Consider the following 25,485-nt stretch of genomic DNA (forward strand, 5'->3'; position numbering starts at 1 on the left):
ATTTTATCTCAAATGCCTTGCTGCTCCAATTTTATTTATAAAGCAAGTAAAAACTATGGCTATCAAAAGAGGCTCTTCTCTGTTACTGCTTGCGCTGGGCTTAACGTTCACGCAGTGTAAAAATGAGACATACCAGACACAGTCAACAACTGACACAACAGCAGCGGCCGCCACGGCTCCTGCAGAAAAAGAATATACCTATGAAACGGCGCCTAACGACCCGCTGAACGCTCGTATTTATACCCTGGATAACGGCCTGAAAGTATACCTGACGGATTACGAAGAGGCACCGCGCATTCAGACATACATTGCCGTACGTGCGGGTAGCAAAAACGACCCTGCTGACGCCACTGGTCTGGCCCACTACCTCGAACACATGGTGTTTAAGGGCACCACAGAACTAGGCACTGCCAATTGGGAGAAAGAGCAGGAAGAGCTGGCAAAGATTGAGGCGCTGTATGAGCAATACCGCAATACCTCTGACACGGCCATGCGTAAGAAGATTTATAACCAAATCGACAGCGTGTCCGGTGTGGCAGCGACTTACGCCATTGCCAATGAGTACGACAAGGCTACAACGGCCATCGGTGCCAAAGGAACAAACGCCTATACCTGGGTAGACCAGACAGTGTACGTGAACGATATTCCGAGCAACCAGATGGAGCGCTGGCTGGAATTGGAGGCAGACCGCTTCCGGGAGATGGTACCGCGCCTGTTCCATACGGAACTGGAGGCGGTGTACGAAGAAAAGAACCGCTCCCTGGACAGCGACGCCCGCAAAGTGGCAGAAGTGATCAACACTGAATTGTTCCCGACGCACCAATACGGCACACAATCAACCATCGGTACCATTGAGCACCTGAAAAACCCGTCTATAACGGCCATTAAGAATTATTTTGATAGATATTATGTGCCGAACAACATGGCCATCGCCATGTCAGGTGACCTCGACTTTGATGAGACAATCCGCCTGATTGATAAGTATTGGGGAGAGTTAGAGCAGCAGCCAGTACCCGCTTTTAATGTGGCGCAGGAGCAGCCAATTCAGCAGCCAATTGTAAAAGAAGTACTTGGCCCGGATGCAGAGAACGTGTCCATTGCTTACCGCACACCGGGCATCAACACAAAAGACGCCCTGGTGGTGCAGATGATCAGTAACTTGCTGTACAACGGCGCTGCCGGCCTGATTGACCTGAACCTGAACCAGCAGCAAAAAGTACTGCGCTCTTACGCCTACGATACGCCCATGAAAGACTACGGAACGTTCCGGATGTCTGGTATGCCGCGCCAGGGCCAGTCGCTGGACCAGGTGCGTGACCTGTTGCTGACGCAGCTGGACATGATCAAGAAAGGCCAGTTTGATGAGGAACTGATGACGGCGGTGGTGAACAACGACAAGATCAACACTATGCAGGCCTACGAAGACAACAGCAACCGAGCAGATGCCTTTGTAACTTCCTTTATTTATGAAATGCCGTGGCAGAAGTTTGTAAGTCGCCCAGCCGAGTTTGCGCAAATCACAAAGCAGGACGTGATAGATGTGGCCAACAAGTACTTTAACAACAACTATGTACTGGTGTACAAACGCACTGGCGAGGACCCAGACGCGCAGAAGGTAGAGAAGCCAACCATTACGCCGGTAGCTGTTAACCGCGATGCGCAATCCGGATACTATAAGAACTTCCTTGCCCAAGAAAGCACAGTAGAGCCGCTGCAGCCGGTGTTTATTGACTACACCAAAGATATCACTGAGACACAGCTAAAGAACAACATTTCGCTGCTGCACACACAGAACAAGGACAATGGCCTGTTCCAACTGTACTACATCCTGGACATGGGCACCAACAACGACCAGAAACTGGGTATGGCAGTGAACTACCTGAAGTACCTTGGTACCGACAAATACACAGCCGAGGAACTGCAGAAGGAGTTTTACAAACTAGGGAATTCATTTGATGTATTCTCTTCCGGCGACCAGGTATATGTGAGCCTGACAGGCCTGGATGAGAACTTTGAGCAAGGGCTCAACCTCTTCGAGAGCGTACTGGCCAATCCGAAGCCAGACCAGCAGGCGCTGAACGACATGGTGGCCGGCACCTTGAAAGCCCGAGAAGATGCAAAGAAGAACAAAGGTGTTATTCTGCAGCAGGCGATGGTGAATTATGCCAAGTATGGCCCTAAGAATCCATTCAACACACTGCTCACAGAACAGGAACTCAAGGCTGTGAAGCCGCAGGAGTTGGTGGATATCATCAAGAGCATTCCCACTTATGAGCACCGCGTACTGTACTACGGCCCACGTGAAACAGATAACCTTGTGGCTACTTTAAACACTGGCCACAACGTGCCTCCTACCCTTAAACCGGTGCCTGCCGAAAAAGTATACGCTGAAATCGATTTTGAACAACCAACTGTTTACTGGGCTGACTATGACATGGTACAGGCCGAAATGCTGTTCCTGAGCAAGTCGGTACCTTACACCAAAGATATTGTACCAGTGGTAAGGCTGTACAACGAGTACATGGGCGGTATCGTGTTCCAGGACCTGCGCGAGTCAAAGGCACTGGCTTACTCTACTTACTCTTTCTACTCGCCAGCCTCCAAACAAGGCCGCGCAAATTACCTGTTATCGTACATCGGCGCACAGTCTGATAAACTGGCAGAAGCCATGGCAGGTATGCAGGCGTTGCTAACTGAGATGCCTCTGGCAGATGCAAACTTCCAGAATGCCCGTGCCTCTCTGCGCAATAGCATTTCGACAGAACGTATCACCAAATCAGGCATCCTGTTCGACTACGAGCGTGCCAAAAAGCTGGGGCTGAGCCACGACATCCGTCAGGATGTGTACCAAAGCACCAACAGCATGACCTTTGACCAGATGAAAGAGTTTCAGCAGAAATACATTAAAGCCCAGCCACAGGCTATTCTGGTGATTGGCTCTAAAGATAAGCTGAACTTTAAAGAGTTGGAGAAATACGGACAGGTGAAGCAATTGGATTTGAAAGAATTGTTTGGGTATTAACCTCCCCCTTGCCCCCTCCTAAAAACAGGAGGGGGTATTTTGCCTTTGGATTTCAAATGCAGAGACGCAATATCTTTCGGCTCTGTCAAAACAAAAGCGGCAGCCAGCGTATGGCTGCCGCTTTTGTTTTGCCTCTTCCCTCTACATAGCAGGGATGAAACACGCTCTACAGCCGTCGGCCTTACTACCTATTTTCACCAGCAAGCGGAAAGGTAGAGATTTATAGTTGTTAGTAAAAAATCTACCACCGGCGTCTAACTCCGGAAAGCAAGGAAGTTTTTAAGGTTTAGCTGTTTCGGCTGCACAATGCTGAAGATTTTATGATTAATCGATAATTAATCTGAGAAGTAGCCGATAAAAACCTAAAACAATATATGAATCAGCAGGTTAGAACAATACTGCTGTTCATAAAGCAGACTTTTTATTTTAACCTTCAATAATAAAACTATGCTAAACCAATTAACCAACCTCAAATTAATAGCGCTACTTCTGGTTTGCTCTACCTTTGCCTTTACCAGTTGTAAAGATGTTGACGATGATTTCCCGACACCTTTTAAGGATGTTAAAGTGTATGAGCTGAAATCTGTGGCAGACCCGAACATAGAGGGAACAGCAACATTTGCAAAGCTTAACGACGGTGCCACCTCTATCACCATACAGTTAACGGGTACCCCAGCCGGAGGCAGGCATCCTGCGCACATTCATGGTAACACAGCTGTAGAAGGCGGTGGTATCGAGATATCCTTACAACCCGTAGTCGGCGCAACCGGACGAAGTATAACGATTGTTAGGGAAACAGACGCCGGAACGCCTATTTCTTATGAGGAGTTGCTGCACTATGATGGTTACATTAACGTGCACCTAAGCGAGGATAATCTGGCAACTATCGTGGCACAAGGCGATATTGGCCAAAATGAACTGACAGGTGAGTCTAAAGAGTATGTTCTGGAAGAAAGAGCTGTACCTGGAATCAACGGAACGGTTTTATTCGAAGAAAGAAATAACGGTGAGGCGTTGGCCACCATTTCACTTGCAGGCACCCCTGATGGCGGCGAGCACCCTGCGCATATTCACCAGAATTCTGCTGAGGAAGGCGGTGGCATTGTGTATACCTTCACTCCTGTAAATGGTACCACCGGTATGAGCAAATCAAATGTTGCTGCCCTCGATGACGGCACTCCGTTCGGCTATGCCGATGTACTAACTTATAATGGCTATGTGAATGTACACCTGAGTGCTGCTGACCTGGCGACGATAGTGGCGCAAGGTAATATTGGCTCTAATGAAGATTAGTTGATAGCTTTCAAGTTTTATAAAAAAGAGGAGGTCTCCACTGATGGGAGACCTCCTCTTTTTACAGGTAACGCATCACAAAATTTGCAGATTCACCGTTTTTGTTGTTTTCACCAACCTCACCTGTAAAAGCTGTAGCGTTTTGTTAACGGTAAAAACCAACAAGGGTGGGAAATATCAAAAGCTAGCATGTAAAAAGGCAAGAGCAACAAGATCCCATCAGCAATAAAAAAGGCTGCCTGAGATGTTCTCTGGCAGCCTTTCCTTTTATACTTGATACTTCTCCTAGAAACTAGCTAGTGCACTATTCAAGGTTTCGCTTGGGCGCATGGCTTTAACAGCTTTGTCTGTATCCGGGTGGAAATAGCCGCCTAGCTCTACAGACTGGCCTTGTACGGAATTCAGCTCACTTACAATCTTCTCTTCGTTCTCGCCCAGCTCCTTCGCCAGTTTTGAGAATCTTTCCTCTAGCTCTTTATCTTTAGACTGCTCAGCCAAAGCCTCTGCCCAATAAAGCGCCAGGTAGAAGTGGCTACCGCGGTTGTCGATACCTCCCACTCTGCGGGTTGGTGACTTGTCTTTCTCCAGGAACTCTGCGTTTGCTTTGTTCAGGGCTTCTGCTAACACCTCAGCCTTTCCGTTTTTGGACTTGTAAGCCAGGTCTTCCAACGAAACAGCAAGGGCCAGAAACTCACCCAGCGAATCCCAGCGCAGGTAGTTCTCTTCCATGAACTGCTCCACGTGCTTCGGTGCAGATCCACCGGCACCTGTCTCAAAAAGGCCACCGCCATTCAGAAGCGGAACAATGGAAAGCATTTTGGCACTGGTACCCAGCTCTAAAATCGGAAATAAATCTGTTAAGTAGTCGCGCAGCACGTTGCCTGTTACAGAAATAGTGTCTTTGCCAGCTCTGGCACGCTCTAGGGTATAACGCATCGCCTCTACCGGAGACATGATTTTGATTTCAAGGCCATTCGTGTCATGGTCCTGCAGGTAGCGGTTTACTTTCTCAATTAGGTTAGCATCGTGTGCTCTGTTCGAATCCAGCCAGAAGATAGCAGGTGTGTTCGTGATTCTTGCTCTGGTTACAGCCAGTTTCACCCAGTCCTGAATAGGGAGGTCTTTGGTCTGTGTCATTCTGAAGATATCACCTTCTTCTACTTTTTGCTCCAGCAGGATATTACCGGATGCATCTACCACGCGCACAGTACCACTTTCTGTCATCTCGAAAGTTTTATCGTGCGAACCATATTCTTCCGCCTTTTGGGCCATCAGTCCAATGTTCGGAACAGTACCCATGGTGGTCACATTAAAAGCGCCGTTCTCTTTATGGAAATCGATTACTTCCTGATAAATACCGGCATAGCTACGGTCCGGGATAATGGCTTTGGTATCGTGCAACTGGCCATCAGGTCCCCACATTTTACCGGAAGAACGGATGGCTGCCGGCATAGAGGCATCAATGATCACATCACTTGGCACGTGCAGGTTAGTGATTCCCTTATCAGAGTTAACCATCGCCAGCTTAGGCCCTTTTTCATAGGCGGCCTTCAGGTCAGCTTCTATTTCGGAGCGCTTGTCTTCAGGCAGATTTTTGATTTTAGCATATACATCGCCTAGACCATTGTTAGGAGACACTCCTAGCTCCTCGAAAGTAGCTGCGTGCTTCTCGAACACATCTTTGAAGAAAACCGTAACCGCATGCCCAAACATAATAGGGTCAGACACCTTCATCATGGTTGCTTTCAGGTGAAGCGATAACAGTACGTCATTCTTTTTTGCGTCCTCTATCTCCTTTTCCAAAAAGGAGCGCAATGCCTTTCTGCTCATTACAGCAGAATCGATCACTTCGCCTTCCTTCAGGCTTGTCTTCTCTTTCAGCGATTTGGTGCTACCGTCAGCAGCAACGAATTCTATCTTAACATCACCGGCCTTTTCCACAACAGCAGACTTTTCGCTACCATAAAAATCGCCTCCGTCCATATGGGCCACATGCGTTTTTGAATCAGAGCTCCATTCTCCCATAGAGTGTGGGTTCTTTTTAGCGTATTGTTTTACAGCCTCTGCTACTCTGCGGTCAGAGTTTCCTTCCCGTAGAACAGGGTTCACAGCGCTACCAAGAATCCTGGCATAGCGCGCTTTCGTTTCCTTTTCAGCATCATTTTTAGGCTCCGACGGGTAGTCCGGGATGTTGTATCCCTGCCCCTGAAGTTCTTTAATGGCTGCTGTTAATTGCGGAATAGAGGCGCTGATATTCGGTAGCTTGATGATATTGGCTTCCGGAGTTTTCGCTAACTCTCCCAGGTAAGCCAGGTCATCGTTTTGTTTCTGGTCTTCGGTCAGGTTTTCAGGGAAAGTGGCGATGATGCGTCCGGCAAGTGAGATGTCTCTTGTTTCTACCTCAATACCAGCGGCCTTTGTAAAGGTCTCTACGATTGGCAGGAAAGAGCGTGTTGCCAACGCTGGCGCTTCATCAGTTATGGTATAAACAATTTTAGCTGATTTTTCTGTCATTTTATTCTTTCAGTTTAATTTATATTAACACCATTGAGGTGAGTGAGTACAAGTTATAATAGCAAATATAAGAGTCTTTTTAATATAGGCTAATTCAGAACAGGCTTTCCTACTATACGTGTAAACTAACATTGAGCCTGCTCTACTATACAAAATCTGCTATTCCGCTAAAGGATTCTGAACCTGGTGACAATATCAGGAAAGTATAGTTTAGCTATCTGTAGAAAGTGATGCCTGGAAAAGCGCCACTAAAAGCACAACAGCTTTTACACACTACATTAGTGCAGCAATAGCTGGGGTTGATTATTATGCCATTTCAGCCTTCCTACTTCCCGCCATGGCCTGTCAATTTGCTTCTGTAGATAATTTTTCTCCCAGTTAAACTGTACGGTCGCCTCTTTGCCCAGTACTCTGAAAGTAGCGTCCTGTAACGGTATGTTATGCTTTGCAGCCCAGAACGCAGTAAACTTTACCAGTCCGTCCTTTACCTGGGCTGTATCTTCAGGATAAGCGCCAATGGTCCGGGACCATTTGGTGAACATCCTGCCAAAGCTGTAAACAGAGGCCTTTCCTTGCCTGTCGATGATGGGTAACCAAGCCGTCTCCTTGTTTGGAGCGACATATTCCACAGCCAGTATGTTGTAGCTGCCTTCTTGAAAACCAGTGTATATCAGGTTTTCTGTTACACCCAACAGCTTCGCATTGATGACTTCCAGAGGAAGAAATATTTTTGCAGTATAGGAGCGGAGCGTTGATGTACCAGTGTATGCGCTGGCATTGATAACCAAAGGAGCATGCAGCAACTTAATCAGTTGGGCCAACACGAGGTAACAGGTGAAGAAATACAGCAGCTTCACTTTTACCTCCTCCCGCTGCGTGCCGCTGTTGCCGTTTGCCTCTTGCTTTACCTGCCCGTTCTCCGGCAATACAACTAAAAAGGGCTTCAACCACGAAAATTGGTGCATAGTGAATATGCTGTTACTGCGCCTCCCCTCCTTTCCACTGATTTTAGACCAGAAACTATCCGGCAGCAACAGCATGTATACCCCGGCAAAGGTGAGGCCGAAGGAGGGTATAGGAAAGGTGAAGACAATACCCAAATGCATGCTTACGCCAAATAACGCCAGCCAAGGCCTGATTTTCCGGAAAGGCAGCAGGAAGATAAACAGCACCTCGAACAGCATTACCATATAGCCCAGGCCCATTACAAGCTCCTTCTGGTTCAGCAGCCAAAAATGAGCGGTGTAGATTTGGTTCGGAAGCGAGGCAGGTAGCCATACACCTAGTCCTTTCAGCCACATAGCAGATGCCGCTTTATGGAAAAAGGAATCTACGTATTGGAGGCAGAGCACCAGCAGAACTGGTAAGAAATAATAGACTTTTCGCACCTTCTGCTCTCCCGCCTGAGGCGCTTGAAGCTTATACAGAAAATTATCTACAGACCATGTGCTGGCAATAGGCAGTATAATCAGCAGAAAGCTAAGGCCGACTAAAGCAGCATCAAAATGATACTTGACAGTGGTAAAAGAAGAGAAGAAAACCAGTACCAGCACATAATTGATAATGGCAACGGTTCTGGTAAAAAAGCCTATTAACAGAAAGAACAGCACGCCTAACCAGCCAAGCAGCACCAGCGAAAAGCTGAGTTCCGCCTCCACTATATAAGGTATGGGGTCGAAGTAGAGGTGGCGGAAGTAAAAAACTTTTGCCACTTCTATTAGCAGGATAAGGCTGAAGAAAACCCGGAAGGCACTTAATCCTAAACCAGTAACTCGTGTCTGACAAAGTTTTTTAAACTTAGCGTAAAAAGGGAGCATGCGTACGTTTGCAGTAACAGGGCAAGGAGAGAGCTTTAGAGCTAACCCGGGGGCTAAGCTATAAAATATTTTCTACTATAGCTTAACCGGCTACCTCCTACACCTGCACCCGTACCTGAAAAGCAGCAGGTGAAATCTAAAGTTCAGTGGAGAGAGGCTGCCTTAGAGGCTCTCCTGCTCCTGTAGGAGCTTTATTACCAGTTCGTCGCTTATTTGGGAGAACTCTTCATAAAACTGCCCTACAGCCTGGAAGTAAGGAGGCACCAGCAGGCATATCACTTCATCTACCATACTATCAATTTTGTCATAAGCAGAGGAGGATGCAACAGGTACAGCTACCACAATTTTACGCGGTTGTTCTTTTTTTACCAGTTCTATTGTTGCCATCAGTGTTTTGCCGGTAGCAACACCGTCATCCACAATAATTACTAGCCGGTCTTTCAGGGTCACATGCTCCCGGTCACCCATAAAAAGGCTGTACTTCTGGCGCAGGTTTTCCCGGATGCGTTCAACTTCGGCCTCGATGTACTCCGCTGGCACCTCCGCCCTTTCATCCACCGTAACGCTCTCGAGGCTGACAGACCCGATGGCGAATTCTGAATTAGATGGGTGTCCGATCTTTTTTGAAAGCGTGACTTCCAGCGGCATCCCCAGGCGCTTCGCAATGGGAGCAGCCACTGGCACGCCACCCCGTGGAATAGCTAGTACAGCGCCCTGCTCTCCCCTGTATTTCTCCAGCCGGTCTGCCAGCAGCAGCGCCGCCTCTTTTCTGTTTCGTATACGTTCCATAAAAATCAATTTTGAATGACTGAATTTTGAATAACTGAATTTGAAAGCCAGACATTTGAGTTGCGGGCGCCCAAGCAGGCAAGCTGGAACTGCCTGCATATCAATTCTATTTTTATTAAATATTCAAAATTCAGTTATTCAAAATTCAAAATTAATTACGGTTGGCTCTGCCGCAGCGGCTGCTGCTTTTTGGGCGCGAGGTACTTCCTAAACCAATCGGTGGCCAATTGTGCCGCCATTTCCAGTGCCCCCGGCTCTTCGAAAAGGTGTGTGGCATCCGGTACAATCTCTACATCTTTGATGCCCAGCAGTTGGTTGCTTGCCTGGATGTTCATCTCCAGCACGTTTTCATCTTTTCCGCCCACAATGAGCAAAACAGGAGACTTCACGTCTGGCAGGGCCGTATCGGCTAAGTCGGGCCGCCCTCCCCTACTCACCACGCACTGGATAATATCTCCTCCTAAAGCAGCAGCGGCACCCAGGGCAGCTGCCGCACCTGTGCTAGCACCAAAATAGGCAAAGTTATAGGTATTGGTTCTTGGGTCTTTCTGAAGCCAATAGGTGGTTTCAATCATACGCTGGGTCAACAGCGGAATATCAAACGGCTTGCTTCCCTCCTCATCTTCTTCGGGAGTAAGTAAATCGAAAAGCAAGGTGCCAAAGCTAGAATTTTGCAGGTGCTCCGCCACAAATCGGTTCCGCTCGCTGAGACGGCTACTGCCACTTCCATGCGCAAAGACCACGAGGCCTTTTGCTTCTTCCGGAATGGCGAGGTCTCCGATTAGCGCCGCATCCGGCATATCAATTCGTACACTTTCGTTAATAATATAGTTTGCCATAGTTTATTTGTATAGTTCAGACAGCGGCCATGTTACCAAAGCCTACTATGGAGGTACGACCTCCCCCATCCAAAGTTCAAAGGGCACAACTCCCTACCTGCCATCTACCGTAATCAGTATACTGGAACCAATTACTATGCGACACTTCATCCCCCTTCTACTATTACTCCTTTCCTTTAACAGCGCATGCACTCCTGAGCAGCAGAACTCGGATGATGAAAGAACCTTAAGCAGCAGCGGCATAGATTCGCTGGAAGCAGTGCAGGAGGAGCCGCAGCGCAAGGAGGACACCCCCGGCACCGATACAATGAGCTTTGAAGTCGCTTTTGAACATTTTTTCAGAGCGCTGCAGGCAGGAGACACCGTGGGGCTGAACCAGTTCGTTTCGCCCGAGCGGGGACTTTGGCTGATAGAGCAACCGGGTGCTGTGCCGGCTTACACGCACTTCCAGAATATACAGGCTGTGCAACGTAGTTATCAGAACCAGCCCTTTACTTCCATAACGGAGCAAATGCAGGAGTGTGACCTGCAGGAGCGGCAGGAGTTCCCGGAGTTCGACTGTGCCTGGATGGATAGGGGCCGTTCGGGCTTCGCAGAGGACGGCTGCTTCTTCCGTGACGCGACCGACTTTCACACCTCTGACATGTGGCAGTATGCCAATCTCAACCCAGAGCAGGAAGAGCAGGTACAGCGTATGCAGCAGCAGGTACAGAAAACCGTATTGCACACCCGCACATCCTATCGCTTCCATTTTGCCCATGATGGCGAAAGGTGGCGCCTGCTCTTTGCGGACCTCCGCGTACCCTGCAGCGCATAATCAATTTTGAATGACTGACTTTTGAATAATTGAATAGAAAACATGTACGTAAAAGAATCCGATCGTATCCTACAAGTCAAAAGTAACAAGCCTTTTAACGTTCGCTCAGCCACTCATTCAAAAGTCATTATTCAGTTATTCATAATTAAGAAATGGCCTACTACAGAAGCTTTGATGCTCCCCCACCCGACCCAGCTATTTTAAAGCAGCTCACAGAACAACAAAACGAGATGCAACAGCGGGTACTGTTACAGAAACCGGACTTTAACCTGAAACTGATTGCGGGCTGCGATTCCTCTTTTATCGGTGAAGACACTATCCTATCGGTGTTCGTACTGCTAAAGTATCCTGAGCTGGAAATAGTGGAGAAAGTATGGCACCACGGGCCCGTGGAATTACCTTATATCCCAGGTTTCCTGGCCTTCAGAGAAGCTCCCAACCTGCTAAAAGCCTACGAAAAGCTACAGCAAAAGCCTGACTTGATTATGGTAGACGGACACGGCATCTCCCACCCGCGCAAGTTGGGCATCGCTACACACCTGGGGCTGCACCTGAACAAGCCCACGATGGGCGTCGCTAAAAAGGTACTGGTAGGCAAGTATACACAGCCTGCTATCACCAAAGGTTCTCTGTCGCCTTTAGTCTATAAAGATGAAGTGATCGCCAACGTACTCCGCACCAAAGACAAGGTCAAGCCCGTGTTTGTATCGCCCGGCCACCTGATGGACCTGGCATCTGCCACGGAAATAGCCATGGCTTGTGCTTTGAAGCATAAATTGCCGGAGCCTACCAGGTTGGCGGATCATTATGCGGCGGTGTTTAAGAAGGAGGTAAAGTAGCATTTGTCTGAATCAGGATTTGCAGGATGTGTAAGGATGTACAGGATTCTTTTTATTATGAAGTATTAATTTAATTGGTTTTTAGAATCTTAGCCAAAGCGGATGCAGTTAGATGAAATAACTTATAAAGTTATAGGATGTGCCATGAAGGTGCATAATACCCTTGGAAGTGGTTTTCAGGAAGTAATTTATCAGCGGTGCCTTGCTCTTGAAATGCAACAGGCTGAACTGAACTTTGAGCGGGAAAAGGAGCAGGTTATTTACTACAATGATATAGAAGTTGGCAGCAGAAGGGCAGATTTCATTGTTGAGAATAGTATTATAGTGGAATTAAAAGCTATCATCAATCTGGAAAACATTCATTTAGCCCAGGCAAAAAACTATACGGTAGCCTACAATTTCCCATTAGGTCTACTCGTCAACTTTGGCGCACTCAGCCTTCATTACAAAAAGGTGTTCAACAATAGTTACAAATTAACTTCATAATCCTTTTTTACACCTCCAGAAATCCTATGCATCCTTCCCAATCCTGCAAATCCTGATTCAGACAATCACCTGCCATTCTGTCTTAAAACCCGCAAAACACCTTTCTAAATCATGACATAATTACATAAAAACTACCTGAAAGTACCATTGGTGCGTAAGTTGATGATAGAGTTACTGTAAGTGAAACCAAAGGAAAACAGACAAAGACATGAACTTTAATAACTATACCATCAAAGCGCAGGAGGCCATTCAGAAGGCTACTGAGATAGCAGGCGGCAACCAGCAGCAGGCTATCGAAACTGGGCACATATTAAAAGCGATTCTCGCTACTGACGAGAACGTGACAAACTTCCTGTTGCAGAAGTTGAACATCAACGGCAATATCCTCAACAGCAAGTTAGACGAAATTGTAACCGGCTACCCGAAAGTGACCGGAGGCGGAGGGCCATACTTAGCAAATGATGCCAATGCGGCGCTGCAAAAAGCTACATCATACTTAAAAGAGTTTGGCGATGAGTATGTTGCCATCGAGCACATGCTGTTGGGCCTTTTAGCCGGTCGCGATAAAGTGGCGGGCCTGATGAAGGATGTTGGCTTTAATGAGAAGGACCTGAAGAAAGCCATCAAAGAATTACGCGGTGGGGCCAAGGTAACGGACCAAAACGCAGAGGCTAAATATAACTCACTGAAACGTTACGCGAAGGATTTGAACGAACTGGCCCGTGCCGGTAAAATTGACCCGGTAATTGGCCGTGATGAAGAGATTCGACGCGTGCTTCAGATCCTGAGCCGCCGTACCAAGAACAATCCTGTATTGCTGGGTGAGCCTGGTGTAGGTAAAACCGCTATCGTGGAGGGCCTGGCGCAGCGTATTGTGGCCGGGGACGTACCGGAGAACCTGAAGTCGAAGACGCTGATGAGCCTGGACATGGGTCTGCTGGTGGCAGGTGCCAAGTATAAAGGTGAATTTGAAGAGCGACTGAAGGCAGTGATTAAGGAAGTAATTGATGCCGAGGGCGAGATTGTACTGTTCATCGATGAGATTCATACGCTGATTGGTGCTGGTGCAGGTGGCGAGAGCGCCATGGACGCAGCTAACTTGCTGAAGCCAGCCTTGGCGCGCGGTGAGCTGCATGCCATCGGGGCGACTACTCTGAAAGAATATCAGAAGTATATTGAGAAGGATAAAGCTTTGGAGCGACGCTTCCAGGCTGTGATGGTGGACGAGCCAAATGTGCCGGATGCCATCTCGATTCTGCGTGGTATCAAAGATAAGTATGAGTTGCACCACGGGGTACGTATCAAAGACGATGCGATTATTGCTTCTGTGGAACTGTCGAACCGCTACATCACTGACCGCTTTTTGCCAGACAAGGCCATTGACTTGATGGACGAGGCGGCAGCAAAACTGCGCATTGAGATTGACTCGCTGCCAGTGGAACTGGACGAAATTCAGCGCCGCATCATGCAGCTGGAAATTGAGCGTGAGGCGATTCGCCGCGAAAATGATAAAGACAAGGAAACTGTACTCTCTAAAGAGATTGCTGACCTGAGTGGCAAGCGCGATGATCTGAAAGCCAAGTGGCAAAACGAAAAGCAGATCATTGAAGGGCTGCAGAAAGAGAAAGAAAATATTGAGCAGTATAAACTGGAAGCCGAGCAGGCCGAACGTTCCGGAGATTATGGCCGTGTAGCAGAGCTGCGTTACGGCAAAATACAGGAAGCCGAAGCCAAGGTCAAGCAACTGCAGGAGCAGGTACGCGAAATGCAGGGCGAGAACCCGATGCTGAAGGAAGAAGTTAACGCTGAAGACATTGCCGAGGTGGTTGCCAAATGGACAGGCATCCCGGTAAGTAAGATGCTGCAAAGCGACCGCGAAAAGCTGTTGAACCTGGAGCAGGAATTAGGCAAGCGTGTAGCCGGGCAGGAAGAAGCCATCGAGGCCATTTCTGATGCGGTGCGCCGAAGCCGTGCCGGTATGCAGGACCCAAGGCGCCCGATTGGTTCGTTTATCTTCCTGGGCACAACCGGTGTGGGTAAAACCGAGCTTGCCAAAGCGCTGGCCGATTACCTCTTCAACGACGACAACGCCATGGTTCGTATCGACATGAGTGAGTACCAGGAGCGCCACGCTGTGAGCCGTCTGATTGGTGCGCCTCCGGGATATGTGGGGTACGATGAAGGTGGCCAGTTAACAGAGGCTATCCGCCGTAAGCCGTACTCTGTGGTACTGCTCGACGAGATTGAGAAAGCGCACCCGGACGTGTTCAACATCCTGCTGCAGGTACTCGATGACGGTCGACTGACAGACAGCAAGGGCCGTGTGGTAAACTTCAAGAACACCATCATCATCATGACGTCGAACATTGGCTCGCACATCATCCAGAGCAATTTTGAGACGATGGATGACTTTAACCACGACGAGGTGGTGGAGCGTACCAAAGACGAGGTGTTTGACCTGCTGAAGAAGTCGGTAAGACCGGAGTTCCTGAACCGTATCGATGAACTGGTGATGTTCCGCCCATTGAGCCGTGGCGACATCCGCAAGATTGTTACCATCCAGTTCCGACACATACAGGAGCGCCTCGAGGAAACTGGTATCCAGCTCATAACCACCGACGAAGTGCTGGATTACCTGGGCGAGCAAGGCTTTGACCCGCAGTTTGGCGCCCGCCCGCTGAAGCGCGTGCTGCAGCGCCAGATCCTGAACGAGCTTTCGAAGGACATCTTGTCTGGCCGAATCAGCAAGGACTCTGTAGTGGAAGCTGTGCTGGAAGACGGTAAAATACGTTTCGTAAACGTGGATGTAGAGATTCCTACGGGAGAATAAGTAGAAGTATAGAATAAGTAGAAGTATTAAGTTTAAAGTTAGCTATAGACCCCGCTATTCCTTTGGAGTAGCGGGTTTTTTTATTCTCTTACCTATAGTTAAACCTGTAATGCATGCCCAGGCTTGCCTGCCTTTGCCTGTCACTGAAATAAGAATCAGCTCCTTTCCATAGGTAAAGTGGCTCCAACACAAAGTTTTGTCCCAGCACAAACTGGCCACTTAACATGTTGTCTGCTCCGTTGTTACTGAACTTGAGAAAGCTGCCATTGCGCAAACCAAATCCGCTGCCAACGCCGATCCTCTGACGATAGCCTGGAAAAGGAGAAGGAAAGGTATGCGCAAGTTCAAAATCAGTAAAGAAAAGCTGCGTAGGCCCAAAGCGCACATAGAACTGCGGATATACAGCCCTTCTTTTGCTGGCACTCGTAGGCGCGCCTACTCCAATTTCCCGAAGATTCTCCAGCGTGTAGACCAAATCGCCTGCATGCATGCCCGCTCCAATACCAAACCAAATCCGGTCGTATCTAATATATGGATTGACACCCCATAAATTAGAGGAGTTTATATTATCCGTTACAATATCATTTACTAACTCCGTTTCAACGTGCCTGCCAGCATAAGCATTAGCCCCGTACGTAAACTCGTGCTTTTCGTGTTGCGTCGTTACAGAAAAACCTGCCCCTCCTACCTCATACTCTTGTTGAAAGTAGCCGGTATTGCTTACGCTACTACAGCCGCTATTTGAGTCAATGGTATGCGAGTTCTGATAGTCTCCGCTACCATATCCTAGTTTTATGGCGTTAAACCTGCGAACAACAGTAGAATCTTCCGTATAGGATCTCTTGAAAATCAGGGTTTGGCTCATGAGCAACAAAGGCAAGACTAAGGCTCCCAAGGTAAGCCATCGGTATTGCGTAACGGTATAAGCCTTGAACACTGCAGCACTTACAAAAACAACGGCAGGTACCAAAGCCATACTTACAGCCAGCAGCTCTGTATAAGTAAACCAATTCCGCAGGCTCCAGCTAACGAAAATCAGACCGAGGGTTAATATCGTTGCGTTTGCCAACGCTGAAGCTGGCTGCTGTTGCTCCTTTTCTGCTATAAAAGCGCGTTCCCGGTAAAAGAACAGCACGCCCAGCACACACAGCAGCACCAGTAAACCCCATTGCACAACTTTTAAGCCACCCACCATGGAGGCTGCAGCAGCATAAGCATCAACATACCTGAAAAACTCCACAAAGAACCGCAGAAAGCTGTACAGTAGAATGGCACCGATAAACATATTGCCAGGTGCCTTTATATATCGTTTCACATACAGCAGCGTCATGACAACCAGCAGGCATGCTACTGTTTCATAAAGTTGTGTCGGATGCACCGGAAGTGAATAGAAAACTCCTGGCTCTATGACTCCTGCTGCAAACTGGTGGTAGTGTGGTAGTGTTCCGGGTTCGTATTGTGCCCCCCAAGGTAGGGTAGTTACATTACCATGGCAGCAGCCTGCAAAGAAACAACCTATCCGCTGGATGGTAATCGATAACGGCAGTGTCAGCGCAAGCGCATCCAGCGCATTTATCTTGAAGTTTAAAAGCCTTTTAATGATGGGGAACCCTGTCATGGCAAGCAACAATCCTCCAAAAAGGATCTTATCACTGGTGTAGGGCAGATTCTGACTTATAAAGAGCCCCTTCCACTGCTCAAAAGAATAGGTAAACAGCTTTGTACCTACGATAAACAGAAACCATGTAACAGCTATGGCCACTGCCCATGCAGTTATGTTAAACTGCCTTTTGTACCCCTCCCGAAACAACCATAAAAAGCTAAAAAAGAAGGCCAACAGGTACAAGATGTCGAACCACACTTTGCCATCTACATGTACTACATATAATGCTACTCCCATGTCTGTTCCAATAAAAGTGTGTGTTTATTCTATCCAGCTCAGTTGCTTTTGCTCCTTATAAACTAATCTATGTCATAGATAAATATAAGAATATCTATTGGATTATGAAGTAGTTATATATGTATATTTATTTAATGCAGGGCCTTTTGGTGTTGGAAGCCATTGCTTATATACTGGTTGGCAGCTACGAAACAGCAACGGCTATTGCTACAGGCATTGGCAGGTCGTAAAAACACCATGTGTTCTTTAAAGCACAAGTTCCTGCAGATTGACAATATCAGGTAAATCTTGCTCTTACTTCCCCAATACCACCCTTTTCCCTTTCCTCGCCGATTCCCTGGCAGCCTCCAGGATCTTCACCACCGTCAGGTTGTTTTTCAGCGAAGAGAGATCGTGTTCTGGTTTGATGTCACCTCTTACCACGGCGGTAAAATAAGACACATAATCCTGGTAAGGAGCAGCGAGTGGCTCTATTTTGTCTATAGTGAAGTCTTCATCCGCTCCTTTTCTGGAGCGCAAGGTGTCGCTGTTCACCGCCTGCAGGTAGCCGGTCTGGCCAAATATTTCGAGATCCTTAATATTGTAGGGCCAGTTCCAGGAGGCTTCGATAATACCGGTGGCTTGCGGATACTCCAGGATAATGGTAGCGTCATCATCCACATCTGTGTAAACCTCCGGCTTCAGTTGGCGGGTGACGGCCATTACAGCCAAAGGCTCCTGCCCCTGCATCAGCCACGTCATCAGGTTGGCACCGTAGCAACCAAAATCCATGATGGCACCGCCGCCATTCTTTACCGGGTCCGTCAGCCAACCCAAGAATTCTTTGGAGCAGCCGAGCTCTTTGGGGCCGATGTTTCCATCGTGCACCACCATCTTCCGGATATCCCCTACCGCTATATGATGGCTCACCATGATGTACAGTTCCTGGTTGCTGGGGTACCAGGTAGTTTCGTAATTCGTGAGCAGGTGTATCTGGTGCTCGCGTGCCAGTGCCGCCATGCGTTCAGCGTCTTTTACTGTGGTAGCCAGGGGCTTTTCCACCATCACATGCACTCCTAAAGGAGCACATGCCTCTACCACCGCCATATGTTCTGTTATGGCATTATACGCCATCACGACATCAGGCTTTTCATACTCCAGGAGCGTGGCCAGATCTTTATAGAATAGCGATTCCGGCAGCTGATAGCTCCTGCGGTAACGCTGCACCAGCTCCTTGTTTCCTTCTGCAATTCCCACTACCAGCACATCCTCCTGCGCAAGGCGCTCCAGCACCCCCTCCACATGGTCGTGGCTCAGACCTGCCAAAGCTACTTTTAGCGGCTGTTTTAACTTAGCTGAGTAATTGTTTTTAAATACCATCTGTAGTATAATAAGTATATTTCACTTTATGGAAATTATATAGCAAAGGTTTCTTCGCCTAAACCTGCCTTGCTCCAAAGGCTTACGTAAAAGCATCAGCGTTTTTACTCTTCAAACCAGCTTTTCTTAAACTGCCTCATTATAAATTCTTATATTAAAATTATACCTGGTCTAAGTATAGCCCTTGGTGGGCGCTGTTAACCACAACACGCATATACGCAACCATGTATTGATAATTAGAATACTCACAATAATCTACCAAAAACTACAATAATCGTATACAGAGGGTGTACTTGCCCATTGTATAGCTGGTCAAGCCATTAGTTCGTCATCTCTTAATAAAAGGCTGTATGAGAAATGCTGCGATTGTTTTCTTTGCAGCCGCTTGGCTGCTGCTCCTTAGCGCATGCGCTGCTGTACAGGCACAAAGCCCATATACACAACAGGCTAAGTACCGATGTTGGGTATACTTTGAAGGGTCTGCTCCAGTGTATAAAGGCGTACTGCTCAGCACCGGTGATTCAGCTATCCAGGTCCTGCCGAATGCTAGAAGCTACACCTTTCCTCTGACAGCTGCTCAGACGCCAATATCCATTCCGGCGACAGCTATTAAAGAAATCAGGTTCAGATCAAAAGGCAGACCGGGCCGTGGTGCGCTTTTTGGAGGCTTAATAGGCATCGCTACCGGTGCGATTATAGGTTTTGCGGATGGTGACGACGAAGGCACGTTTTTAGCATTTAGTGCCGAAGAGAAAGCATTCATGGGCAGTACATTGCTGCTGCTGCCCGGAGTTGGTATTGGTGCACTGGCAGGCAGCGGAAAAGAGAAAATCTATGTACATGGCAACCTGGAAGTTTACCAGCGTGCCCGTAGAAGTTTACAACAGTATGCCTTGCAACCAGGTCCTCCAGATTAGTGCGTTAAGCTTCTCTGGTTGTACTTCTAAAGTTTTGATCACTGAAAGTCAGGCACCACCTGCAAACTCACAGGCTTGTGTACCTCCGCCTCATGGCCTGTAGCGGTTAGTTTGCCCGTGTCTTTGTCTATTTTAAAAGAGACAATGTTGTTAGAGCGCTCGTTGGCCACCAGCAGCACGTTACCCGTCAGGTCTATCGTGAAATCACGGGGCCAGTCCCCGCCTGAAGATACCGTCTCTACATGTGTCAGCTTGCCGGTGCTTTTATCGATTTTATACACGACAATGCTGTTATGTCCGCGGTTGGAGCCATACAGGTACTGTCCATTCGGCGACACCCGTACAGCAGCAGGGTAATTGTCTCCGTTAAAGTCAGCAGGCAGTGTTGATAGGGTTTGGATTTCGGAGAGAGCACCATTGCCGCTGTTATAGGCCAATGCCGTCATTGTCGAGTTTAATTCATTGATGACATAGGCATACTGCCCATTGGGGTGGAAAGCCATCTGCCGGGGTCCGGCACCAGGTTCGGCAGCGAAGGCCACGGCAGGCTCCGTTGGTTCCAGGGCGCTACCTTCAGCATTCAGCCGGTAACCGTATATTTTGTCTACACCCAAATCCACGGCATATACATAACGGTTATCGGGGCCTGGTGCCACGTAATGCGCGTGGGCTGCTTCCTGGCGGTCTTTGTTTGGTCCGGCACCTTCATGCTGCTCCACGGATGCGGCTTCTGCCAGAGTTCCGTTTTCCTGTATCGGGAAGGCAGCAACGTTACCGCCCATATAATTTGCCACCAACACTGTTTTACCATCGTCGCCTACTGAAATGTAGCAGGGCGCGCCTCCCTTAGAAGCAACCTGGTTCAGGAGCGTAAGATTGCCTGTTTGCTGATCCACAGAAAAGGCGCTTACAGCACCGCTGTTCTGGCCCTGGTAGTCCATTGTCTCGTTCACCGCATACAGGTAATTCTGCTGCTCGTCCAGGGTCAGGAACGATGGGTTGGCCCCGCCTTTAAAGCCACTTACGCGGCTGAGTTCTCCGGTTTCAGGATTTAACTGGTAAAGAAAAATGCTTTCGTTCTCCGGATCAGCATAAGTACCTACATATACCATAGACGTTTCTGTATTTTGGGTTTGATTTCCTGCTGCAGTTTCTTCTGATGCCGCACTATCGGACTCTGAAGAGGTACAGGAAGAAAAAGTCATCGATAAACTCATAAAACCTACTGCTGCTACTTTTACAAAGTTGCGCCGTGCATGGTTGTGGAGATAATTCATATAGTTGATTGGCTGGGTTAGAACCCTAATTTATACTAGTGAGCGTTTTCAGAGGGCATTGTTGGCTTATATAGGCTCAAGTTAACGAATATTGTGGCACAAGCTTAAACAAACGCTCTTATTTCTGAAAGGGTAGCGCTTTCTATGGCCTTAAGGTAGAGCCTGGCTACAATGCAGCACAAACGCTGCCAAACACCTATGCTTCGAGCAACCAGCATGACACTTCGTTCTCATATCTTATCGCTGTTGCAACTCAGTAGGTAAAACTTTAATTTGCACTTTGTTTCAGTATCAACTTACCGCACCCTTACTGTGTCTTCTGTTTTCTCAACGTACCTTGAACTGGGCTTTCATCATATCTTTGATTTCAAGGCCTACGACCACATGCTGTTTTTGCTGGCGCTGAGCGCCATTTACACGTTGAGCGACTGGCGCAAAGTAATCGCATTGGTTACAGCCTTCACCATCGGGCATTCTATTACACTGGCGCTTGCCACGTTCAACATCATCCGGTTCGACACAAATCTGATAGAGTTCCTGATTCCGGTCACCATCCTTTTTACCTGCATCACTAATTTCTTCAAGCTGAAAGGCGCTGCTTCCAAACAGCCAACTGTTTTTTCGTTGCACAACCTGATGGCGCTCTTCTTTGGCCTGATTCATGGCATGGGCTTCTCTAACTTTCTGAGGGCAATGCTGGGGCGCAGCGGCAGTATCTGGCAGCAGTTGCTGGCTTTCAATATCGGAATAGAGTTGGGACAATTACTGATTGTTGCTATCTTGCTGATACTGGGCGCTATAGTGATGAATATTTTCAAGGCAAAAAAACGCGATTGGATTATGGTACTATCGAGTGCCGCGGCAGGCGTTGCCTTAGTATTAATGATTGAAACCAATATATTTTAACGTTCAAACAACTATATTTGAACTTTATAGCGAAGAGCATCCCTTATTCATTTACCTTAACTTATAATCTAACAACACTATATCCGATATTCATGAGAAACCTTTTAGCAGGTTTGGCGCTGTTGGGCTTAGTGGCAGGGCCTATGGCGGCGCTGGCACAGGACACCAAATTCGGGCAGCTGGGACAAGAGCTGCCAACGCCTAATACTTATCGCACGGCATCAGGCGCGCCCGGCCACCAGTACTGGCAGCAGCGTGCAGATTATACGATAAAAGTAGAGCTGGACGACAAGAACCAGTCTCTTACCGGCTCTGAAACCATTACCTACACCAATAACTCACCGGACGTGCTGGGTTACCTGTGGGTGCAACTGGACCAGAACATCTTTGAGCCAAACTCCATGAGCAACCTGACCCAAACAGGCAAGCTTCAGGACAGAATGTCGCTGCAGGCAGTAGACTACCTAACACGTGAGGAGTTTGACGGTGGCTTTAAAATCAGCAAAGTAACCGACCGCGGTGGCAAGGCGCTGCCTTATACCATCAATAATACCATGATGCGTATTAACCTGCCTTCGCCGCTGAAGCCAAACCAGAGCTATACCTTCAACGTTGATTGGAAAAACAACATCAACAACCAGAAAACGCTGGGTGGCCGCTCGGGCTATGAGTATTTCCCTAAAGATGGCAATTACCTGTACGAGATAGCACAGTGGTTCCCGCGCATGGCTGTATATGACGATGTGAATGGTTGGCAGCACAAGCAGTTTCTGGGTAGCGGTGAGTTTGCCCTGCCTTTCGGCGATTATAAAGTAAGCATCACGGTGCCAGCTGACCACGTGGTGGCAGGTACCGGTGAGCTGCAGAATGCTAGCCAGGTGCTTTCTTCCACACAGCAGAAACGGTGGGCGCAAGCCGCGAAAAGCGACAAGCCTGTTGTGATTGTAACGCAGGAAGAAGCAACGCAGGCAGAAAATAACAAAGCAACGGATAAGAAGACATGGGTATACGCCGCTAAAAACGTGCGCGACTTTGCCTGGGCAAGCTCCCGTAAGTTTATCTGGGACGCCATGAACACCAACGTGGGCGGCAAAAACGTGCTGTCGATGTCTTACTACCCGAAGGAAGCAAACCCGCTTTGGGGCCAGTATTCTACAGAGGCAGTAGGCCATACCCTTCGTGTTTACTCCAAGCACACCATTGATTATCCTTACCCGGTAGCTATTTCTGTACACGGCCCTGTGGGCGGTATGGAGTACCCGATGATATCGTTCAACGGCTACCGCCCGGAGGAAGACGGCACTTACTCTGACCGTATTAAGTATGGTCTTATCTCTGTGATTATCCATGAAGTGGGCCATAACTTCTTCCCGATGATTGTGAACTCCGATGAGCGCCAGTGGACGTGGATGGATGAGGGCCTGAACACGTTTATGCAATACCTGGCGGAGCAGGAGTGGGAACGCAACTATCCGTCGCGCCGTGGTGAGCCAAAGGATATCGTGGAATACATGAAGAGCGCCAAGAACACGCAGACGCCGATTATGACGAACTCTGAGTCGGTGCTGCAGTTTGGTCCGAACGCCTACGGCAAGCCTGCTACAGGTCTGAACATCCTGCGCGAAACAGTGATGGGCCGCGAGCTGTTTGACTATGCCTTTAAAGAATATGCAAAGCGCTGGGCTTTCAAGCACCCGATGCCTGCTGACTTCTTCCGTACCATGGAAGATGCCTCGGGTGTGGACTTAGACTGGTTCTGGAGAGGCTGGTTCTATACCACCGACCATACTGATCTTGCTATTACGGATGTTAAATGGTACGCCATCGACGCACAGGATCCGGAGTTTGTGAATGCACAGCGCCGTGAAGAACTGAACAAGGCACCTCAAACGCTTTCGCAGCAGCGCAACCTGCAGGACATTCCTAAAACGCTGGTAGACGAGAAGCCTGAGCTAAACGACTTCTATAACACCTACGACCCACTCGCTACGACAGCCTCTGATTTGCAGCGCCACCAGCAATTTATGAAGAACCTGACACCAGAGCAGAAAAAGGCACTGGAGTCTGGCCTGAACTTCTATGAGGTAGGTTTCCAGAACAAAGGCGGGCTGGTAATGCCGCTGGTTGTGCAGATGACGTATGAGGATGGCTCTGAAGAAGTGATGAATATTCCGGCTGAGATCTGGCGCTATAACAACGACGAGATCACGAAGGTGTTTATCACAGAAAAGCCTGTGGTAAGCTTCACGCTGGACCCATACCTGCAGACTGCAGACACAGACCTCTCGGATAACAGCTATCCGCGCCGTATGGCACCGTCCCGTTTCGAGATCTATCAGCAGCAAAACAGGCAGCAGCAAAACCCGATGCAGCGCGAGCGCGCCACAAGCCGCACAAACGGCAGCGGCGGTAGCAGCAATCCTGCTCAATAGCTGAGAACTATTATAAACCAAAAACAGCAATGCCTCCAGGACTCCTGGAGGCATTGCTGTTTTATAGGTAACTCACACAGATAAGCTGTCTATTCTGCGTTGTACTTGTTAATGAATTTGCGTTTGGCCCTGTCTCCCTTCCGGACGAATGGCCTGATGATAAGGCGTGTGCCACGCTCGTAGGTAAAAAAGCGGTAAATCCAGTTGCTGAGTACCACCAGTTTGTTCCGGAAGCCAACGAGGAACATGATGTGCACAAACAGCCAAACTACCCATGCAAAAAAGCCACTCATGTGCCTATCATTTGGTAAATCTGCCACAGCACGATTTCGACCAACAATGGCCAGGGACCCTTTATCATAATACTTGAATGGCTCCATCGGCCGGCCACGCTTTAGCTTCGGAAGGTTTTTTGCCAGGAGTTTTCCTTGCTGAATGGCAGGCTGCGCCACTCCCGGATGCCCTCTTGGGTACTCATCCGTTTTCATGAAGGCGATGTCGCCAATCGCAAAAATGTTGTTCAAACCCAGCACCTGGTTATACTGGTTCACCAGTATCCTGCCCCGCTCCATTGCCTCTTCCGGCAAGCCATCTATCATCGCTCCCGCAACTCCGGCAGCCCATATCAGCGTATGCGCCCGGATCTGTTCACCTCCTTTCAGGGTGGCAATATTGCCATCATAAGACTCTACCAGGGTGTTCAGCCTGATATCTATCCCAAGTTCCTCGAGGTACTGCTGCGTTTTAGCACTGGCCTGCGGCGACATCGGCGGCAACACTCTGTCCATACCTTCCACGAGATAGATATTCATGTTATTGAAGTTCATACCCGGGTAGTCTGTTGGGAGGATATGCTTCCTCATTTCTGCCAGCGCACCTGCTAGTTCCACACCAGTAGGCCCACCACCCACAATCACAAAGTTCATCAGGCTCTGCTTTATTTCAGGGTCGTTGGTCATGCTGGCCTGCTCGAAACACTGCAAAAACTGGCTGCGCAAATTAAGGGCATCCGGTATCTGCTTCAGCGGAAAAGAGTATTTCTTTACCTGGTCATTTCCGAAGTAGTTAGACTTGGAGCCTGTGGCCACCACCAGGTAATCGTAAGGCAGGTTGCCGACAAGCGTTGATACGGTTTTCATAACCGGGTCAATGCCTATCACTTTTACTAACCGGAAGTGAAAGTCTTCATAGTCATCACTACCAAACATCTTACGCAGCGGTTCTGCAATAGCGTCAGGTTCAAGGCCGGCTGTGGCCACCTGGTACAAAAGGGGCCAGAAGCCGTGGTAGTTCTGCCTGTCGAACAGCACAATCTGAAAGTCCTCACATTTCAGTTTCTTGGCCACGTTGATACCTCCAAATCCACCTCCTATTATAACAACACGAGGTTTGGTGGTATCGGGTATATTGAGCGATAATTGATCGGTTTCAAGCATAGTATATTTCGT

Annotated in this window: 17 protein-coding genes; 9 read left to right on the forward strand and 8 right to left on the reverse strand. The window is 48.4% G+C overall.

The window, feature by feature from the left end; translation table 11 throughout:
• The first annotated feature begins 55 nt into the window (after positions 1 to 55).
• Entirely contained in the window at positions 56 to 3,022 is a 2,967-nt protein-coding gene (locus DXT99_RS20490) for a M16 family metallopeptidase (RefSeq protein ID WP_246000882.1), read from the forward strand.
• 447 nt (positions 3,023 to 3,469) lie between these two features.
• Positions 3,470 to 4,315: a CHRD domain-containing protein gene (locus tag DXT99_RS20495; RefSeq protein ID WP_115567461.1), complete on the forward strand. Its 846-nt coding sequence runs from the start codon at positions 3,470 to 3,472 to the stop codon at positions 4,313 to 4,315.
• Between the two features lie 285 nt (positions 4,316 to 4,600).
• On the opposite strand, the gene DXT99_RS20500 is transcribed toward DXT99_RS20495, so the two are convergent.
• From DXT99_RS20500 to DXT99_RS20515, 4 genes are all read right to left on the reverse strand, one after another.
• Positions 4,601 to 6,829 carry an NADP-dependent isocitrate dehydrogenase gene (locus tag DXT99_RS20500; protein WP_115567462.1) on the reverse strand — a complete coding sequence of 743 codons (2,229 nt, stop codon included), beginning with the start codon at positions 6,827 to 6,829 and terminating at the stop codon, positions 4,601 to 4,603.
• A gap of 278 nt (positions 6,830 to 7,107) precedes the next feature.
• Positions 7,108 to 8,541, reverse strand: coding sequence for a hypothetical protein (locus DXT99_RS20505; RefSeq protein ID WP_147294268.1), 1,434 nt, complete (start codon positions 8,539 to 8,541; stop codon positions 7,108 to 7,110).
• Positions 8,542 to 8,808: 267 nt separating this feature from the next.
• Positions 8,809 to 9,435, reverse strand: a complete 627-nt coding sequence (locus DXT99_RS20510) for a phosphoribosyltransferase (protein ID WP_115567464.1) — start codon at positions 9,433 to 9,435, stop codon at positions 8,809 to 8,811.
• Positions 9,436 to 9,590: 155 nt separating this feature from the next.
• Entirely contained in the window at positions 9,591 to 10,274 is a 684-nt protein-coding gene (locus tag DXT99_RS20515; RefSeq protein ID WP_115567465.1) for a dienelactone hydrolase family protein, read from the reverse strand.
• 7 nt (positions 10,275 to 10,281) lie between these two features.
• Between DXT99_RS20515 and DXT99_RS20520 the strand changes: the two genes are divergently transcribed.
• The 4 genes from DXT99_RS20520 (at position 10,282) to clpB (ending at position 15,246) form a co-directional block, all read left to right on the forward strand.
• Positions 10,282 to 11,091: a hypothetical protein gene (locus DXT99_RS20520; protein ID WP_147294269.1), complete on the forward strand. Its 810-nt coding sequence runs from the start codon at positions 10,282 to 10,284 to the stop codon at positions 11,089 to 11,091.
• Between the two features lie 152 nt (positions 11,092 to 11,243).
• Positions 11,244 to 11,930: a deoxyribonuclease V gene (gene nfi / locus DXT99_RS20525; RefSeq protein ID WP_115567467.1), complete on the forward strand. Its 687-nt coding sequence runs from the start codon at positions 11,244 to 11,246 to the stop codon at positions 11,928 to 11,930.
• Between the two features lie 102 nt (positions 11,931 to 12,032).
• The gene (locus DXT99_RS20530) at positions 12,033 to 12,416 is read left to right on the forward strand and encodes a GxxExxY protein (protein WP_115567468.1); all 384 of its coding nucleotides are present in this window, start codon (positions 12,033 to 12,035) and stop codon (positions 12,414 to 12,416) included.
• Between the two features lie 208 nt (positions 12,417 to 12,624).
• Complete coding sequence (clpB, locus tag DXT99_RS20535; RefSeq protein ID WP_115567469.1) at positions 12,625 to 15,246, forward strand: ATP-dependent chaperone ClpB; 2,622 nt, start codon at positions 12,625 to 12,627, stop codon at positions 15,244 to 15,246.
• 88 nt (positions 15,247 to 15,334) lie between these two features.
• On the opposite strand, the gene DXT99_RS20540 is transcribed toward clpB, so the two are convergent.
• Positions 15,335 to 17,146, reverse strand: coding sequence for a prolipoprotein diacylglyceryl transferase (locus tag DXT99_RS20540; protein ID WP_115567470.1), 1,812 nt, complete (start codon positions 17,144 to 17,146; stop codon positions 15,335 to 15,337).
• A gap of 294 nt (positions 17,147 to 17,440) precedes the next feature.
• A complete protein-coding gene (locus DXT99_RS20545; RefSeq protein ID WP_115567471.1) occupies positions 17,441 to 18,505 on the reverse strand; it encodes a Gfo/Idh/MocA family protein in 1,065 nt (354 codons plus the stop codon).
• Between the two features lie 350 nt (positions 18,506 to 18,855).
• Between DXT99_RS20545 and DXT99_RS20550 the strand changes: the two genes are divergently transcribed.
• Complete coding sequence (locus tag DXT99_RS20550) at positions 18,856 to 19,422, forward strand: hypothetical protein (protein ID WP_115567472.1); 567 nt, start codon at positions 18,856 to 18,858, stop codon at positions 19,420 to 19,422.
• 38 nt (positions 19,423 to 19,460) lie between these two features.
• Here the strand turns inward: DXT99_RS20550 and DXT99_RS20555 are convergent, their stop codons facing one another.
• Complete coding sequence (locus DXT99_RS20555) at positions 19,461 to 20,699, reverse strand: lactonase family protein (RefSeq protein WP_115567473.1); 1,239 nt, start codon at positions 20,697 to 20,699, stop codon at positions 19,461 to 19,463.
• 312 nt (positions 20,700 to 21,011) lie between these two features.
• Here DXT99_RS20555 and DXT99_RS20560 point away from each other — a divergent pair, with 312 nt between their 5' ends.
• Complete coding sequence (locus tag DXT99_RS20560) at positions 21,012 to 21,605, forward strand: HupE/UreJ family protein (protein ID WP_115567488.1); 594 nt, start codon at positions 21,012 to 21,014, stop codon at positions 21,603 to 21,605.
• A 92-nt stretch (positions 21,606 to 21,697) separates the two neighbouring features.
• Entirely contained in the window at positions 21,698 to 24,037 is a 2,340-nt protein-coding gene (locus DXT99_RS20565) for a M1 family metallopeptidase (RefSeq protein ID WP_115567474.1), read from the forward strand.
• Positions 24,038 to 24,126: 89 nt separating this feature from the next.
• On the opposite strand, the gene DXT99_RS20570 is transcribed toward DXT99_RS20565, so the two are convergent.
• A complete protein-coding gene (locus DXT99_RS20570; protein ID WP_115567475.1) occupies positions 24,127 to 25,473 on the reverse strand; it encodes an NAD(P)/FAD-dependent oxidoreductase in 1,347 nt (448 codons plus the stop codon).
• Between the last annotated feature and the right edge of the window lie 12 nt (positions 25,474 to 25,485).

Origin of the sequence: Pontibacter diazotrophicus (assembly GCF_003367245.1) — a bacterium.
Classification (GTDB): domain Bacteria; phylum Bacteroidota; class Bacteroidia; order Cytophagales; family Hymenobacteraceae; genus Pontibacter; species Pontibacter diazotrophicus.

Excerpts from the sequence above, each read along its gene's own strand:
- DXT99_RS20490 (WP_246000882.1), top strand. The coding sequence starts at position 56 with ATGGCTATCAAAAGAGGCTCTTCTCTGTTACTGCTTGCGCTGGGCTTA.
- DXT99_RS20495 (WP_115567461.1), top strand. The coding sequence starts at position 3,470 with ATGCTAAACCAATTAACCAACCTCAAATTAATAGCGCTACTTCTGGTT.
- DXT99_RS20500 (WP_115567462.1), bottom strand. The coding sequence starts at position 6,829 with ATGACAGAAAAATCAGCTAAAATTGTTTATACCATAACTGATGAAGCG.
- DXT99_RS20510 (WP_115567464.1), bottom strand. The coding sequence starts at position 9,435 with ATGGAACGTATACGAAACAGAAAAGAGGCGGCGCTGCTGCTGGCAGAC.
- DXT99_RS20515 (WP_115567465.1), bottom strand. The coding sequence starts at position 10,274 with ATGGCAAACTATATTATTAACGAAAGTGTACGAATTGATATGCCGGAT.
- nfi (WP_115567467.1), top strand. The coding sequence starts at position 11,244 with ATGGCCTACTACAGAAGCTTTGATGCTCCCCCACCCGACCCAGCTATT.
- DXT99_RS20530 (WP_115567468.1), top strand. The coding sequence starts at position 12,033 with ATGCAGTTAGATGAAATAACTTATAAAGTTATAGGATGTGCCATGAAG.
- clpB (WP_115567469.1), top strand. The coding sequence starts at position 12,625 with ATGAACTTTAATAACTATACCATCAAAGCGCAGGAGGCCATTCAGAAG.
- DXT99_RS20540 (WP_115567470.1), bottom strand. The coding sequence starts at position 17,146 with ATGGGAGTAGCATTATATGTAGTACATGTAGATGGCAAAGTGTGGTTC.
- DXT99_RS20545 (WP_115567471.1), bottom strand. The coding sequence starts at position 18,505 with ATGGTATTTAAAAACAATTACTCAGCTAAGTTAAAACAGCCGCTAAAA.
- DXT99_RS20550 (WP_115567472.1), top strand. The coding sequence starts at position 18,856 with ATGAGAAATGCTGCGATTGTTTTCTTTGCAGCCGCTTGGCTGCTGCTC.
- DXT99_RS20555 (WP_115567473.1), bottom strand. The coding sequence starts at position 20,699 with ATGAATTATCTCCACAACCATGCACGGCGCAACTTTGTAAAAGTAGCA.
- DXT99_RS20565 (WP_115567474.1), top strand. The coding sequence starts at position 21,698 with ATGAGAAACCTTTTAGCAGGTTTGGCGCTGTTGGGCTTAGTGGCAGGG.
- DXT99_RS20570 (WP_115567475.1), bottom strand. The coding sequence starts at position 25,473 with ATGCTTGAAACCGATCAATTATCGCTCAATATACCCGATACCACCAAA.